Source organism: Rhodococcus sp. MEB041 (assembly GCF_030208955.1).
In the GTDB taxonomy this organism is placed as follows: domain Bacteria; phylum Actinomycetota; class Actinomycetes; order Mycobacteriales; family Mycobacteriaceae; genus Rhodococcoides.
This window is the reverse complement of sequence record NZ_JARVSZ010000005.1, coordinates 268,317-282,401: the sequence shown is the minus strand read 5'-3', so window position 1 is coordinate 282,401 and position 14,085 is coordinate 268,317. Positions and strand designations below refer to the sequence as shown.

Sequence of the window (14,085 nt, the reverse complement as noted above, 5' to 3'; positions counted from 1 at the left end):
CTCGGCCGGGCCCGCGCGCGGCCGCGCTACCGTGGAGGTCATGAGGTCGTTCGCCCTGGGGCTGCTGTTGTGTGTCGCACTCGGCGGATGCGGCTCCTCCGACCCCGGCGACGCCGGCGACCTCGAGACCGGCGCGGCGTCCCCCACCGACCTCGTGCCCGTCCCCGGCTCACCGCCGGTTCCCCACGAGGTGGCCGCGGACCAGGTGGGCACCGAGTTCACACCCGGCGCGTCGCTGGTGATGGCGCAGTCCACACCGTTCGAGGCGTGGACCGCGCTGCCGGGCAACCGGATCGCGGTGCACTTCGTCACCGGCACTCCCGAGTGCTACGGCGCCGACGCGACCGTGGAGGAGACCGAGGAGACGGTGGTGGTCACCGTCCGGACCGGCACCCTCGAATCCGCGAAGGACAAGTCCTGCATCATGATCGCCGTGTACGGGACCATGGAGCTGCAGCTCGCGGCCCCGGTGGGCACCCGCACGGTGCTCAACGGGACCTGAGCCGGCTCAGCGCTTCCTGCGGGCGCTCAGATAGTCGCTCACCACCGCGGCACCGAGTCCGTCCAGATCGGGTGCGACGACCCGCCCGCCCACGCGCTGGGCCATCCGGTCCACGACGCGGGCCAGACCGGGATCGTCTCCCAGCCGGAAGATCGTCACCTGCGCACCGATCTTCGCCAGGGTATCGAGCTCCCTGACCGTCAACCCGAGGGTCCGCGGATGCGGCGGATAATCGAAGAAGGCGTGGCCGTCCGGTTCGAGATGGGCGGTCGGCTCGCCGTCCGTGACGATGAGCACCACGGGTTGGGCGTTGGGATTGCGCCGCAGGTGCGCCGTGGCCAGCATCAGCGCGTGGTGCAGGTTGGTGCCCTGGTCCCACGCGCCGTCGAGCCCCGCCAGTTCCGACGGTGTGAGCGTCTGCGCGTGTCGTCCGAAACCGATCATCGTCAGATCGTCGCCGCGGAACCGCGTGCTGACGAGGTGATTCAACGCCAGCGCCGTCCGCTTCATCGGAACCCAGCGACCCTCCATCACCATGGAGAACGACGTGTCCACCAGCAGGGCCACCACGGCCTGTGACCGTAGCTCGGTCTCGCTGATCTCGACGTCGGTGACGGCCAGACGCACTCCGGTCTCGCCGTCTCCGCGAGGTTCCGTCGCGGTGCGCAGGACGGCGTTGGTCACCGTCCGGACGACGTCCCACGGCTCGGTGTCGCCGAACTCCCAGGCGCGCGACGCACCGGTGGGCTCGCCCATCGCGCCCGCTCGGCGGGTGTCACGCTCACCGCGGCGCGATGCCATGCCGCCCGCGACGTCCTTCAGAGCCGATTGCCCCAACTGCCGCATGGCCTTCGGGGACAGGCGCCACTGTCCGTCGGCCCCCTTGTCGAGGAAACCCTCCTGCTGCAACGCCTTCTCCAGGTCCGCCAACGTCCGCGCGTCCGCGGCCGCCTCCGGACCCAGTTGGCGCAGCAACGCATCGGCGTCGATGTCGTCGAGCGCCGCACCGTTGTACTGCTGCGAGAGCTGGTCCCCCAGCTCCTCGAGTTCGGCGATGTCCTGCAGCACACCGGTCCCGTCGCCGAGTCCCATGCCCTCCTGACCGCGGAACTTCTGGGCGGAGTCCCAGTCCTCCCCCGGCCGGGCCGACTGCAGATTCGCGTCGAGTCGCGACAGCTGGTCCATCAGGTCCTGGCTGCCGAAGGCCTGCTGCGCCAACGCGTCCAGCTCGGCACGCTGCTCCGCGGAGAGCGAGTTCCGCAGCCTCTGCGCTGCCGCGGACCGCTCCGCGAGAGCATCGATCAGGTCGTCGATGGTCTCGGGATTCTCGGGGAAGAACTCACCGTGATCGCGCATGAACTTCTCGAACTGCTCGTCGGTGTTCTCCCCGCGCGCATGGGCGTCGAGCATGTCGTTGAGATCGGACAGCATCTCGGCGACCCGAGCACGGTCCTCCTCGGTGGCCCCCTCGAGTGCCTGCTTCATGCCCTTGAAGCGTTGATCGAGCACCTCGCGGCCGAGCAGATCCTTGATCTTCTCGTAGTTCTCCCGCGCCTCGCTACTGCGCCAGTCGTAGTCGGCGAGCTCCTGCACGGCCTGCGCCGTCGACGGAGGCAGTTCGGCGATCTGCATCTCCTGGAAGCGGGCGTCGTCGTCCAGAGCACGGGCCAGGGTCTTGCGCTCCTCGAGGACCGCCTCGTCCAACAGGTCGCGCACCTCCTGCAGGGTGCCGTCGAGATTCTTGTTCTTCAGCAGTTCCCGCCGACGACGGTTCGCCCGCGCGGCGAGATCGTCCAGGCCGCGCATGTTCTTCGTCCCGCGACGCAACATCTCCTGCATCGCGCGGCGCGGCGACGCACCTTCGAGAACGTCCTGACCGATCGCGTCGAGCGCCTCCCGCAGATCGACGGGTGGTGCCAGCGGATCCGGACCGTCGACGTACGGCCCGTACCGGGAGTTGTGGCCCGCCATCAGCTGTACACCGTCTGCCCGTCGTCGCCGGTGTCCTTGCCGATGCGACGTGCGAGGTAGAGACCTTCGAGCGCGAGCTCGACGGCCGCGGCGCGCTCACCGTCGGAGGTCGCGCCCAGACGCTCGGCGATCTCGTCGATGACAGGAAGATCCGGCAACTCGTTCAGCAGCACCTTCGCGGTGACTCGATCACCGGTGATCACGGGCTCACCCTGCTCGACGGCCGTGACGAGAGGGCTCAGGTCGATACCGCCGAGCGAGTCCCGTGCGGTGTCGGCTGTGGCCCGCCGCAACAGGTGGTTCAGGACCTCGATCTCCCGTCCCTCCTCGCCCGACTCGAACTCCACCTTGCCCCGCAGGACGTCGACGATCGTCTGGGTGTCGACGGGACGGGCCACCGGATCGGACTCGCCCAGCACGGCGGCACGGTGCACGGCGGCCGCGCCGACGGTCTCGGCGGCGGCGACGGCGAACCGAGCCGAGACGCCGGAACGCTGGTCGACCGACGGCGATTCACGCAGCAGCCGGGTGAACCGCGCCAGCACCTCGAGCACGTGCGGCGGCACGACTGCGGTGAGGTCGGCCTCCTGCTCGATGACCGCGATCTCGTCGGTCAGCAGGATCGGATAGTGGGTGCGGATCTCGGCGCCGAACCGGTCCTTCAGCGGAGTGATGATCCGACCGCGGTTGGTGTAGTCCTCCGGGTTCGCACTCGCGACGAGGAGCACGTCGAGGGGCAACCGCACCGTGTAGCCACGGATCTGGATGTCGCGCTCCTCCATCACGTTGAGCAACGACACCTGGATGCGCTCGGCGAGGTCGGGCAGCTCGTTGATCGCCACGATTCCTCGGTGGGTACGCGGCACGAGGCCGAAGTGGATTGTCTCCGGATCGCCCAGGCTGCGGCCCTCGGCGACCTTCACGGGGTCGACGTCGCCGACGAGGTCGGCCACCGATGTGTCCGGGGTCGCCAACTTCTCCGAGTACCGCTCGGAGCGATGGCGCCAGGACACCGGCAGATCGTCGCCGAGTTCGGCTGCCCGGCGGATCGAGGCGGGGGTGATGGGGTCGTAGGGATGCTCACCGAGCTCGGAGCCGTCGATGACGGGCGTCCACTCGTCGAGCAGCGTGGCGAGGGTACGGAGCAGGCGGGTCTTGCCCTGCCCGCGCTCGCCGAGGAGAACGACGTCGTGCTGGGCGAGGAGTGCGCGTTCGATCTGCGGAAGGACGGTGTTCTCGAATCCGAGAATGCCGGGCCATGCGTCGCGGCCCTCGCGCAGGGCGTCGAGCAGGTTGTCGCGGAGTTCGTTCTTGACTGTCTTCTGGACGTGTCCCGACGCGCGGAGTTCACCGAGGGTGGTCGCGCGCGGGTGTGGATCTCGACTACTGGGAGACTGGGTCACCCTTCCAACGTACGAGCGTCGAGCCGTTTCGGCACGTGCACAGCTCGATCAGTGCCCCGACGGGTCCGTCAGGTCCTTGCCCTCGGCGTTCTTGACGCGCTTGCGTTCGAGCAGGATCACTGTCAGACCGGCGGCCCAGAGGATCACGGTGGCCGGGAACAGGATCATCACCCACCCCTCGAAACCGCCTCCTGCGGCAGTGAGCCCGAGACCCATGGCCCCGAGGCCCAGTGCGATGAGGAAGTAGCCGGGCCAGTTCCGGGCATCGGCGATGGCCTCGCCGGCGTGTGCGCGGAAAGTCCGCTCGTCGTCGCGAGGCTCGCGCTCCGAGCTGCCCTCCTTCATTCCGCCGTCCGGGTCGCCGTCACGGTGGTCCTGAGTCATGGCCCGCGTCTACCCTCGCCGAGAACAGACCAAACACGATGTGGCCTCCTGCCGGTAGCGTCGAGCGGTGACCGAGACCAGTGCATACGACTTCACCGCCACGACCATCGACGGCGAGCCCGTCGACCTCGCCGCCTACAAGGGCAAGCCGCTCCTCATCGTCAACACCGCCTCGCAGTGCGGATTCACGCCGCAGTACGAGGGCCTCGAGGTGCTGAACAAGACGTACGGGCCGCAGGGGCTGGTGGTTCTCGGCTTCCCGTGCGATCAGTTCGGGCACCAGGAGCCCGGCGACGCCGACGAGATCAAGAACTTCTGCTCGCTGCGGTACGACGTCACGTTCCCGATGCACGAGAAGATCGAGGTGAACGGCGACGGCGCGCACCCGCTCTACAAGTGGCTGCGCGACCAGAAGTCGGGCGTGCTGGGCAGCCGGATCAAGTGGAACTTCACCAAGTTCCTCATCGACGCCGACGGCAAGGTGGTCGACCGTTTCGGGCCGACCACCAAGCCGGAGAAGCTCGCGAAGCCCATCGAGAAGGTTCTCGCTAAGGGCTGAGCCCGGGGGGTCGAGGTTCGGGGGGTCGAAGTTCGGGGGGTCGAGGTTCGAGAGAGGTCAGTGTGCGAAGTGGCGTGACCCGGTCAGGTACATGGTCACGCCCGCCTCGCGCGCTGCCTCCACGACCTCGGTGTCGCGGATCGATCCGCCGGGCTGCACCACCGCCGCCACCCCCGCTGCGGCGAGGATCTGGAAGCCGTCGGGGAACGGGAAGAAGGCGTCCGACGCGGCCACGGCGCCCGTGGTGCGGTCGCCGGCGCGGCGCACGGCCAGTTCGGCGGAATCGACCCGATTGACCTGTCCCATGCCCACTCCCACGGACGCACCGTCCGCGGCGATGAGGATGGCGTTGGACTTGACGGCGCGGCACGCCTTCCAGGCGAACTCGAGGTCGGCCAGCACTGCCTCGTCGGCGGGCTCGCCCACGGCCAGGGTCCACCCCGACGGATCGTCGCCCGCGGCGTCGAGACGGTCACGGTCCTGCAGCAGCAGGCCGCCCGAGATCTGCTTGATCTCCGGCACCGCCGTCGGCGGCTCGCACACGAGGACGCGGATGTTCTTCTTGCGCTGCAGCACTCCCAGCGCGCCGTCGGCGTAGGACGGGGCGATGATGACCTCGGTGAAGATCTCGGCGACCTGCTCGGCCATCTCGACGGTGATCTCGCGGTTGGACGCGATGACGCCGCCGTACGCGCTCACCGGATCGCAGGCGTGCGCCTTGCGATGCGCCTCGGCGATGGAGCCGGACGCCGACACCGCGATGCCACACGGGTTGGCGTGCTTGATGATCGCCACGCACGGGAGATCGTGGTCGAACGCGGCACGCCAGGCGGCGTCACCGTCGGTGTAGTTGTTGTACGACATCTCCTTGCCGTGCACCTGCTCCGCCTGCGCGATGCCGGCGGGAGCGGACGGGTCGACGTACAGAGCGCCGGCCTGGTGCGGATTCTCGCCGTAGCGCAGAACCGAGGCGCGCTCGTAGGTCGCGCCCATCCATGCCGGGAAGTGCTCGGACTCGTCGGAACCGCCGGCGACGAGGACGTCGGTCATCCAGGACGCCACCGCGACGTCGTATGCTGCGGTGTGCTGGAACGCCGTGGCGGCCAGCGCGATTCGCTGCTCGAGCGTGAAGCCGCCACCCTGCACCGCGGTCAGCACGTCGGCGTAGCGAGCGGGATCCACCACGACCGCCACCGACGGATGGTTCTTCGCCGCGGCGCGGACCATGGACGGGCCACCGATGTCGATCTGCTCCACGCACTCGTCCGGACTCGCACCGGACGCCACCGTCTCGGTGAACGGGTAGAGGTTGACGATGACGAGCTCGAACGGAGCGACGCCCAACTCGTCGAGCTGCGCGAGGTGTTCCGGCTTGCGCGTGTCCGCCAGGACGCCGGCGTGCACGCGCGGATGCAGCGTCTTCACGCGGCCGTCCAGGGTCTCGGGGAAGCCGGTGAGGTCTTCGACCCGAGTCACCGGTACGCCCGCGGCGGCGATGCGCCCGGCGGTCGATCCGGTGGACACGATCTCCACCCCGGCGGCGTGAAGGCCCACGGCCAGCTCGTCCAGACCGGTCTTGTCGTAGACGCTGACGAGTGCGCGCGAGACGGCGCGCGTGTTCTCTGGGTTAGTCACTGGGGATCTGGGCCTTTCGTCCATCGGTGATGACTCCGCGTGTGGCGACGGCGGCGACCACGTCGATCAGCAGCCGTCGTTCGACGATCTTGATGCGCTCGTGCAGCGACTCCTCGGTGTCGCCGTCGAGCACCGGAACAGCTTCCTGCGCCACGATGGGCCCGGTGTCCACACCGTCGTCCACAAGGTGGACGGTGGACCCGCTGACCTTCACACCGTGGGCGAGGGCGTCGGCCACCGCGTGCGCGCCCGGGAACGACGGCAGCAGTGCGGGGTGCGTGTTGACGATGCGGCCACCGAAGCGTGCGAGGAACACCGGCCCGAGGATCCGCATGAATCCCGCACTCACGACGAGATCCGGTGACCAGGAGTCCACGACCTCGGTGAGGGCGGCATCCCACTCCGCACGCGAACCGTGGTCCGACACGGCCACTCGCCGGGACGGCAGCCCTGCGCCCTCGGCGCCGCACGGGCGATCCACCACCACGGCGACGACCTCGGCCGGGAACTCGGGAGCGGACGCGGCCTCGACCAACGATCCGAGCAGTGATCCGACCCCCGAGGCGAGGACGACGACGCGGGCCGGGAGGTCCCGCCCGGGTGTCGAACGCGGGGCAGACAGCGTGCTTCTCCTCAGCTGCTCGGGCGGGTCAGGTGCTCTGTCGGCGTGGGATCACGCCGACAGGAAGCCTAGACGGCCGCCGTTCGCCTCCTCGATCGGCCTCGCTCGGGGAGGACGCGCGTCAGGGAGCGGTGTCGGTGCCGCCGGGCTTCTCGGGCTCGGCCGACTCGTCCGGCAGGTCGACGATCTCGGCGTCGACGACGTCCGCCTCCACGGCATCGTCTTCGGTCTCGACGGTGTCGGTGTCGGTGGTCTCGGCTTCGGTCTCGGCTTCCACGATGTCCGTGTCCGTCGGCGCGGCGTCCGGGGCTGCGGGGAGGGCGGCCGGCTCACCGAGCATCGATGTGCCCGCGGAGTCGTCGGATTCGCTCTCCTCGGCTTCGCTGTCCTCGTGCCATCCGTGGATGTCGTGGCGCCGCATCGACCAGGCGGTGACGGCCGCGGTGAGCGCGCCCACCACGAGGCACCACGCGAAGGTGGTGACGCCGAGGAGCGGCGCATCGACACCGAGATGGCCGAACGTTCCCACCGAGCCACCGGCGACGACGCCGATCAGGAGGGCCGCCACGCTCACGCAGACCGCGGCGGCGGCGGCACTGCGCACCGCGTCCGCCAGGGACGTCGTCGCACGAGCACACGCACGCCCGAGCACCACGGCGGCGAGTGCGGGGACGACGAGCATGACCGGCCACCACACCTGGGCCGACGATTCGGGCATGACTGCCAGCACCGGGACGGCAGGAAGCTGACCGCCGGTCGTCTCGGTGACGGAGACCATCGCCGCGCCCACGTGGGCGGACGACCCGGTGACGACCGACGACGCCGCCACCACGATGTTGGGCAGATACAGCACCGAGATCGCGGTCAGACCCAGCGCTCCGCCGATCCCGCCGCCGGACTCGAGCAGCGTGCCGAGCGTGGAGAAGGACAGCACGAGAGAGGTGGCGACGACGACGGCGCCACCGGCGAGCAGCACCGCGCCGGCACGCGCCGCCGGAGCGAAGGACGCTGCGAGCCACGGCGGCAGGACCACCGTGCGCATGAGTGAGGGCCAGGTACCGCGGATGCAGCCGATCGCCGCACCGATGCCGTGCACGAGGATGACCCACCCGAAGGTGGCGAGTGCGTTGGGCGTGCTCAGGGCGATGACGGTGGACGCGTCGTGAATCATCGCGAGCATCACCGCCGCCATCGCGAGCGGACCCGCGATCGCCGCGCCGACGACCCATCCGATGTCGCGACGGGTGGAGGCGTCGGTCAGTGGCCGCGCGACCGCCGACGACACCGCGTGCACCAGCACGAGAGTGGGCAGCAGCGGAAGGATCGACAACGTCGCACCGGCGATGCCCAGCGGCACCTGATGCACGGCCAGCCACGTGGCGGCCAACGCTCCAAACGTCCCCGTCAGGTCGCTGTTCGCGGAGACGAGCGTCACCAGCACCACGGCCGTGACGACGGCCAGGAGTAGCCCGACGGGCCGGAACGCCACGGTGAGCAGCATTCGAGCCTCGTCGGGACTCGGACCGAAACGGCCCCGCGTGTGCGGTTCGCGATCGAGTAGTGAGGTCATCACCGATCAGGTTCTCACCGTCGGCGCGGTGGAGAACCTAGGCGCGCCGACGACGTGGTTCAGCGGCGGTCGTCCGACCGATCGCCGAAGTCGAGTGCGCGGGTGGCTTCCGGTGCCTGCTGCTCGGGCGCCTGCTGCTCGGGTGCCTGTTGCTCGGGTGCCTGTTGCTCGGGTGCGTGCCCCTCCGTGCTCGGCTGCTGCGCGGACGACTGCTCACCGGTGGGAGGTGTCGCGGACTCCGCCGATGCGGCGTGCGCGGGGGCGGTGTCCGCGGCGGTCTGGCCGACCGGCTGCCCGTAGCGCTCGGTCGGGGCGCTGTAGGGCGATCCGTAGCCCTGCGGCTGGCCGTACCCTTGCTGACCGTAGGCGCCGGGCTGCGCCTGACCCTGCTGGCCGTACCCCTGCGGCTGCCCGTAGGCACCCGGCTGCCCGTAACCCTGCGGCTGCCCGTAACCCTGCGGCTGCCCGTATCCCTGCGGCTGCCCGTAGGCACCCGGCTGCCCGTAACCCTGCGGCTGGCCATAGCTCTGTGGCTGCCCGTAACCCTGCTGGCCATAGGCGCCCTGCTGGCCATATGCCTGTTGGCCGTATGCCTGTTGCCCGTAGTTCTGCTGGCCGGGACCCTGCTGTCCCGGGCCACCCGGCTGGCCGAACTGCTGCTGCTTCGGACGCGGCGCCGGAACCGTCACGACTCCCGAGTCGACGAGAAGCGCACCGACGGCCGCGGCCACCTGCACGATGGCCAGGATCAGAACCAGGATCGACCCGATGCCGATACCGACGCGGACGGTCTCACCGAAGGCGGTGAACGCCGCCCCGCGGTTCACCAGCTGGAAGATCAGCGTGAGCAACGCGGTGACGGACAGCGCCGCGACCAGTCCCCGCGACGTCGTCTGCCGCGGCAGGAGGCCCGCGGCCGTGACGAGCGCAGCGAGGAGGAGCAGCGCCACGGACGTCGGGTCGCCCAGCTCGCGTTCGAAGAAGTTGGAGGACTCACCGCCGAGCGCGAACTGCGCGGACAGACCGAGCAGGAACGCGAGGACACCGGTGCCGATGACGACGTACGACGCGATACGGGCGACCTGCGTCGTGCGCGCCGCGATCTGCTCGGTCGTGTTGTCGTCGGCGCCGGCCGCGTCCGCGTCGACGGACGGGGTCGCAGCGCCGTCAGTGCGGTCGATCGACGCTGAACGGTCGTCGACCTGCCCGGTCTCCGTGGACGGGTCTCCGAAGGTGGTCGTCCGCGGGTCCGTCCGGCCGTGGTCGTGGTCGGGTCCCCCTGGTGAGAAGGTCATCTCGATTCCTCTTCCTCGGTGCTGGTCGTCGGTCGGCCGCCGACTGCGGCGGCCGCGCCGCTCACCAACACTACGGACCCGCGGTGAGTGACTCCTCGCTCAGGCGACGCCGACGGGTTCGCGGTCACTCGCCCGCGCGGCCTCGATCTCCCGCACCAGCGGCAGAATCTTCGCTCCGAAGTACTCGATCTCCTCCTGGAAGTGCAGGAAACCGCCGAGGATGAGGTCCACGCCGCGGTCGCGGTAGTCGACGATGCGCGTCGCCACCTGTTCGGGCGTACCAATCAGCTGGGTCTTGAAGCCGTCGTTGTACTGCACGAGGTCCTCGAAGCTCGAGTCGGCCCACATGCCCTTCTTGTCCGACGTCGAACTGCCGGCCTGCTGCACGGCACCGCGGAACCCCTCGACTGCCGGCTTGTTCGCCTTCTCGATGATCTCGCGGAGGGTGTCCCTCGCCTCCTTCTCGGTGTCGCGGGCGATGATGAAGCCGTTGAGACCGAACTTCACCTCACGCTGATGGGCCTGTGCGACGCGCCGCACGTCGTCGATCTGCTCGGTGATGCCGTCGAAATCCTTGCCGTTGGAGAAGTACCAGTCGGAGTACCGACCTGCGTTCTCCCGTGCCGCCGACGAATTACCACCCTGGAACAGTTCGGGATTGGGACGGGCGGGCGTGTTGAGCGGTTTCGGCTTGAGCGTGAAGTCGTGGATGCGGTAGAAGTCGCCGCGGAAATCGACGTCGTCCTCGGTCCAGATCTTGCGCAGCACCTGCAGGAATTCGGCGCTGCGTCGGTAACGCTCGTCGTGTTCGAGCCAGGGCTCACCGAGATGCGTGAACTCGTCTTTGAACCATCCACTCACCACATTGACGGCGAAGCGTCCGTTGGACAGATGGTCTGCTGTCGCACCGAGTTTCGCGAGCACGGCCGGTTGCCAGAGCCCGGGATGCACGGCAGCGATGACCTTGAGGCGCTCGGTCGCGAGGAGCAGTCCCAGACTGAAACTCGTGGACTCGTGTTGAAACTCGGCTCCGTAGCTGGCCTCGTACCGGACCTGGCTCAGCGCGTACTCGAACCCGTTGTTCTCCGCCGTCTGCGCGAGCTTCTTGTTGTACTCGAACTCCCAGCTGGTGCGTTGCTCGATGTCGCTGGTGACGAGGCCACCACTGACGTTGGGCACCCAGTAGGCGAACTTCACTTCGTCGGCGATCTTCTCTGTACTCATGCAGTCCTCGGTTCGATAATAGTGCGCGACATATGATTTCAGGAGTACCAGGTGGGCTGGGGCAACTCGCCGGTGAGCACGTGGCGGCCGACCTCACGGCGCTTGTAGGCCACCGGATCGTGCAACGTGTGCGTGCGCACGTTGCGCCAGAAACGGTCGAATCCGTGACTCGACGCGGTGGCGCGGGCGCCGAGCCCCTCGAAGATGCCCGACGTGATCTCCAGGGCGACCTCCGTGGCGCGTGCCTTCGCCGCGGCGACGCGCACCTCGTGCTCGCCGCGCTCGTGCTCGGTGACAGTCCAGGCGTTCTCGTGGATCCGCTGCTGCTCCGCGGCCACGGAGTCCGCGAGAGCCTCTGCGGCCCAGAGCTTCCCGGTCAGGTCTCCGTACAGGTCGATGATGTAGGGCTCGTCGAGCGCGTTGTCCACGGTGCTGTGCAGCCACGCTCGCGTGGTGGTACGCGTGTAGTCGGCAGCGGTCTCGAGGGCTCCGCGTGCGATGCCGAGGTAGAAGTTGACGAACACCAGCTGGATGATCGGGACGTTGAGGGTGTTGTAGACCCGCGGCTCGAACGCCTTGTTCGCGAATCCGGCGGCCGAGCTCCAGTCAGTGCGGACGTGATCGATGGTGACACTGCCACTCTCGGTGCGACGCTGACCGATGTTGTCCCAGTCGTCGTGGAACGTCAGGCCCTCGGAATTCGACGGAACGATGGCGAAGACGTGGGTGTCGGTACCGGCGAGCACCCCCTCGAGCACGGTCACGTCGGAGACACGACTGCCCGTGGAGAACGTCTTGGCACCGTTGTAGACGATCGTGTCGCCTTCGTCGGTGATCTCGACGTCGTTGTCGCGCGGGTTGACCGCGCCGCCGAAGAACCAGGTGTTCTCGGTGGCGGCTTGTTCGACGGCAGCGATCTGCTCCTTCGTCCCGACCAGACGTGCCGCCCAGAACCACAGCAGGTGGTAGCCGAGCAGCTGTCCGATCGACCCGTCGGCGGCGGCCACGGCGCGGATCACCTGGTAGGCGGTCTCCCAGGTCTGCCCACCGCCACCGAACTCGGTCGGCCCGAGGATCGTGACCAGACCGGACTCCTTCAACAACGTCACCTCCTCGTGCGGCGCCTCGGTGGCGCGATCACGGGCGACGGCGTCGACGGCGAGGATCGCGGCCACCTCGCGGGCACGGTCGATCCATTCCGCGGACGTCGTGGGAGCGGTGGTCCAGCGCGGTTCGGTGGCGGCGCCGGCGGGGCGGGTGTCGGTGATCGTCATGCCCGGAAGTACATCGCCCGGGTCGATGCGGAACCACCGTTGCGCTCTGGGTGATTCGAACGGTTCGCTCACTCGCCGGGTGCGGTGAGGTAGTCGGTGCCGTGCGAGTCGCGGACATGGACGATGCCGTCCCGGAGCATGCGGTGGTGCCACTGCCGCCGGGTCTTCAGGCCGTGGTGCCGACGGCACAGCGGCGCGAGGTTGCCGGTGACGGTCCAGCCGCCTCTCTCCGGGTGGTCGGTGTGGTCGAACGGGACGACGTGGTCGAGGTCGCAGTCCTCGCTGGGCACAGCACACCCCGGATGGATGCACGTCGGATACAGGGCTGTCACCAGCGACGCGATCGCCTCGGACGGCCGGTAGGTCAACGCCCCGGCCGGGGGTACGGCGAAGCCACCGTGGCCGTCGGGGTCGGCGACGGCACGGTCCACCGCCGATGGTGGGAGCGTGCGAAGATAGTCGACCTGCTCCCGGAGTTTTCGGTTTTTCGTGCTGCCCAGTTTCCCGGTGGTCGGTGTCCAGCCTGCGGGCATGCGGGGGGTGCGGCGGACTTCCCGCCCGGCGGCGGGCACCGGCGGGCCCGGTGGTTCGGAGTCGGTCGGTGGGTCGTGTTGTGGGCATCGGCAGCTGCACCCCGCCCGCGGTTCCGCGACCTCCGCGGCGGTGATCATCGCCTGCCACGTCGCATCCCCGGCGATCCTCCGGGCAGTGTCCGCAGGAACCGGACCCCAACCGACGAGGTGACCGGGTTCCCCTGCCAACCCCGCCGCCGTGGCGGCGTCGAGGACGATGACGGCATGATGGGCCGGTGCGGCCGGCGACGGCGCGTGGGCGCAACTCTCGTCAACGCAGTCGCACGGCAGAGGTGTGCCGGTGATGATCGCATGCGCAGCGTCGAACAACCGCGCCGGCAGCGAACTCGGATCGCACACCCCTCGGGCCGCCTCGACGATGGCCCGCTTCATCCCGGCGATCTGCTCTGCGGGGCCACGAACCTTCAGCTCGGCTTGACCTCGCGGCAGCTTCCTGACCGAGACGTACCGTTCCGTCGTCGCGCGCTCCCGAGCGATGCGGTGCCACTCCGCGTCGAACTCCGCGAGAATCCGATCGACCGCCGCTGCCACCGCACCCGGAGTGCACCTCGACGCGGCAGCGATCACCCGCTGCAGCAGCGCTTCGGTGGCGTTCGGAACCCCGGCCACCGACCGGCACACCGTCCGGAACGCCGCATACGCCAACAGGCCCGCATCGAACGCCTCCGCCACCGCGCGATGCGCGGTGCGGGTCAGGAACAGCCACTCGCTCACCGTGCGCGTCGACACCGCCAACGCCGCCGCGACCTCCGCCACCGCACAGGTCTCAGCAGCCTCCGCGTCGAACACCCCACCCGGACCGAGCACCGCCGGCCGACGCGACGACTCCTGCACGTACGCACACGACGCCGACACGGTCCGGGCGAACGACGCTTGAGCGTCGACCTTCGCCGACACCACCACATCCACCGAAGCCTCTGCGTCGTACACGAATTCACCCCCCGGTGATGCCCCGATCAGACCGCCCCCCGACGACCTGAACAGACAGTAGCCCACCCCACCGACACACTTTCGGGTCACGCCGTCGGATGCGCGCTCCAGCTCCTCGATCCG

At 69.1% G+C, this 14,085-nt stretch carries 12 protein-coding genes; 2 read left to right on the top strand and 10 right to left on the bottom strand.

Annotated features, from left to right (window positions below; genetic code table 11):
* Positions 1-40: 40 nt before the first annotated feature.
* Positions 41-502, top strand: a complete 462-nt coding sequence (locus tag QRN16_RS15420; protein ID WP_027504144.1) for a hypothetical protein — start codon at positions 41-43, stop codon at positions 500-502.
* A 6-nt stretch (positions 503-508) separates the two neighbouring features.
* Here the strand turns inward: QRN16_RS15420 and QRN16_RS15415 are convergent, their stop codons facing one another.
* From QRN16_RS15415 to QRN16_RS15405, 3 genes are read right to left on the bottom strand one after another with little or no spacing between them, the layout of a single operon-like run.
* Complete coding sequence (locus QRN16_RS15415; protein WP_285188011.1) at positions 509-2,473, bottom strand: vWA domain-containing protein; 1,965 nt, start codon at positions 2,471-2,473, stop codon at positions 509-511.
* Positions 2,473-3,876 carry a sigma 54-interacting transcriptional regulator gene (locus tag QRN16_RS15410; RefSeq protein ID WP_204866402.1) on the bottom strand — a complete coding sequence of 468 codons (1,404 nt, stop codon included), beginning with the start codon at positions 3,874-3,876 and terminating at the stop codon, positions 2,473-2,475. The genes QRN16_RS15415 and QRN16_RS15410 overlap by 1 nt, the downstream gene beginning before the upstream one ends.
* Before the next feature lie 48 nt (positions 3,877-3,924).
* Positions 3,925-4,260, bottom strand: a complete 336-nt coding sequence (locus QRN16_RS15405) for a hypothetical protein (RefSeq protein ID WP_081821049.1) — start codon at positions 4,258-4,260, stop codon at positions 3,925-3,927.
* A gap of 67 nt (positions 4,261-4,327) precedes the next feature.
* On the opposite strand from QRN16_RS15405, the gene QRN16_RS15400 reads away from it, so the two are divergent.
* On the top strand, positions 4,328-4,819 hold the full coding sequence (locus QRN16_RS15400; RefSeq protein ID WP_204866400.1) for a glutathione peroxidase: 492 nt from the start codon (positions 4,328-4,330) through the stop codon (positions 4,817-4,819).
* Between the two features lie 57 nt (positions 4,820-4,876).
* On the opposite strand, the gene purH is transcribed toward QRN16_RS15400, so the two are convergent.
* The 7 genes from purH to QRN16_RS15365 form a co-directional block, all read right to left on the bottom strand.
* Positions 4,877-6,478, bottom strand: a complete 1,602-nt coding sequence (gene purH, locus QRN16_RS15395; RefSeq protein ID WP_051612967.1) for a bifunctional phosphoribosylaminoimidazolecarboxamide formyltransferase/IMP cyclohydrolase — start codon at positions 6,476-6,478, stop codon at positions 4,877-4,879.
* The gene (gene purN, locus QRN16_RS15390) at positions 6,447-7,091 is read right to left on the bottom strand and encodes a phosphoribosylglycinamide formyltransferase (protein ID WP_082544624.1); all 645 of its coding nucleotides are present in this window, start codon (positions 7,089-7,091) and stop codon (positions 6,447-6,449) included. The genes purH and purN overlap by 32 nt, the downstream gene beginning before the upstream one ends.
* Before the next feature lie 106 nt (positions 7,092-7,197).
* On the bottom strand, positions 7,198-8,646 hold the full coding sequence (locus QRN16_RS15385; RefSeq protein WP_285188004.1) for a cell division protein PerM: 1,449 nt from the start codon (positions 8,644-8,646) through the stop codon (positions 7,198-7,200).
* Positions 8,647-8,705: 59 nt separating this feature from the next.
* Positions 8,706-9,941 carry a DUF5336 domain-containing protein gene (locus tag QRN16_RS15380; protein ID WP_285188002.1) on the bottom strand — a complete coding sequence of 412 codons (1,236 nt, stop codon included), beginning with the start codon at positions 9,939-9,941 and terminating at the stop codon, positions 8,706-8,708.
* 99 nt (positions 9,942-10,040) lie between these two features.
* Positions 10,041-11,165: a dimethylsulfone monooxygenase SfnG gene (gene sfnG / locus QRN16_RS15375; protein WP_027504151.1), complete on the bottom strand. Its 1,125-nt coding sequence runs from the start codon at positions 11,163-11,165 to the stop codon at positions 10,041-10,043.
* Positions 11,166-11,203: 38 nt separating this feature from the next.
* A complete protein-coding gene (locus tag QRN16_RS15370; RefSeq protein WP_285187997.1) occupies positions 11,204-12,439 on the bottom strand; it encodes an acyl-CoA dehydrogenase family protein in 1,236 nt (411 codons plus the stop codon).
* A gap of 68 nt (positions 12,440-12,507) precedes the next feature.
* Positions 12,508-13,962 (bottom strand): HNH endonuclease signature motif containing protein, encoded by a 1,455-nt coding sequence (locus tag QRN16_RS15365; protein ID WP_285187995.1) that lies wholly within the window; start codon positions 13,960-13,962, stop codon positions 12,508-12,510.
* Positions 13,963-14,085: the final 123 nt, after the last annotated feature.

Bases quoted from the DNA above. Each gene is read 5' to 3' on its own strand.
- QRN16_RS15385 (WP_285188004.1), bottom strand. From the start codon at position 8,646: ATGACCTCACTACTCGATCGCGAACCGCACACGCGGGGCCGTTTCGGT.
- QRN16_RS15420 (WP_027504144.1), top strand. From the start codon at position 41: ATGAGGTCGTTCGCCCTGGGGCTGCTGTTGTGTGTCGCACTCGGCGGA.
- purH (WP_051612967.1), bottom strand. From the start codon at position 6,478: ATGGACGAAAGGCCCAGATCCCCAGTGACTAACCCAGAGAACACGCGC.
- QRN16_RS15415 (WP_285188011.1), bottom strand. From the start codon at position 2,473: ATGGCGGGCCACAACTCCCGGTACGGGCCGTACGTCGACGGTCCGGAT.
- QRN16_RS15380 (WP_285188002.1), bottom strand. From the start codon at position 9,941: ATGACCTTCTCACCAGGGGGACCCGACCACGACCACGGCCGGACGGAC.
- QRN16_RS15370 (WP_285187997.1), bottom strand. From the start codon at position 12,439: ATGACGATCACCGACACCCGCCCCGCCGGCGCCGCCACCGAACCGCGC.
- sfnG (WP_027504151.1), bottom strand. From the start codon at position 11,165: ATGAGTACAGAGAAGATCGCCGACGAAGTGAAGTTCGCCTACTGGGTG.
- QRN16_RS15405 (WP_081821049.1), bottom strand. From the start codon at position 4,260: ATGACTCAGGACCACCGTGACGGCGACCCGGACGGCGGAATGAAGGAG.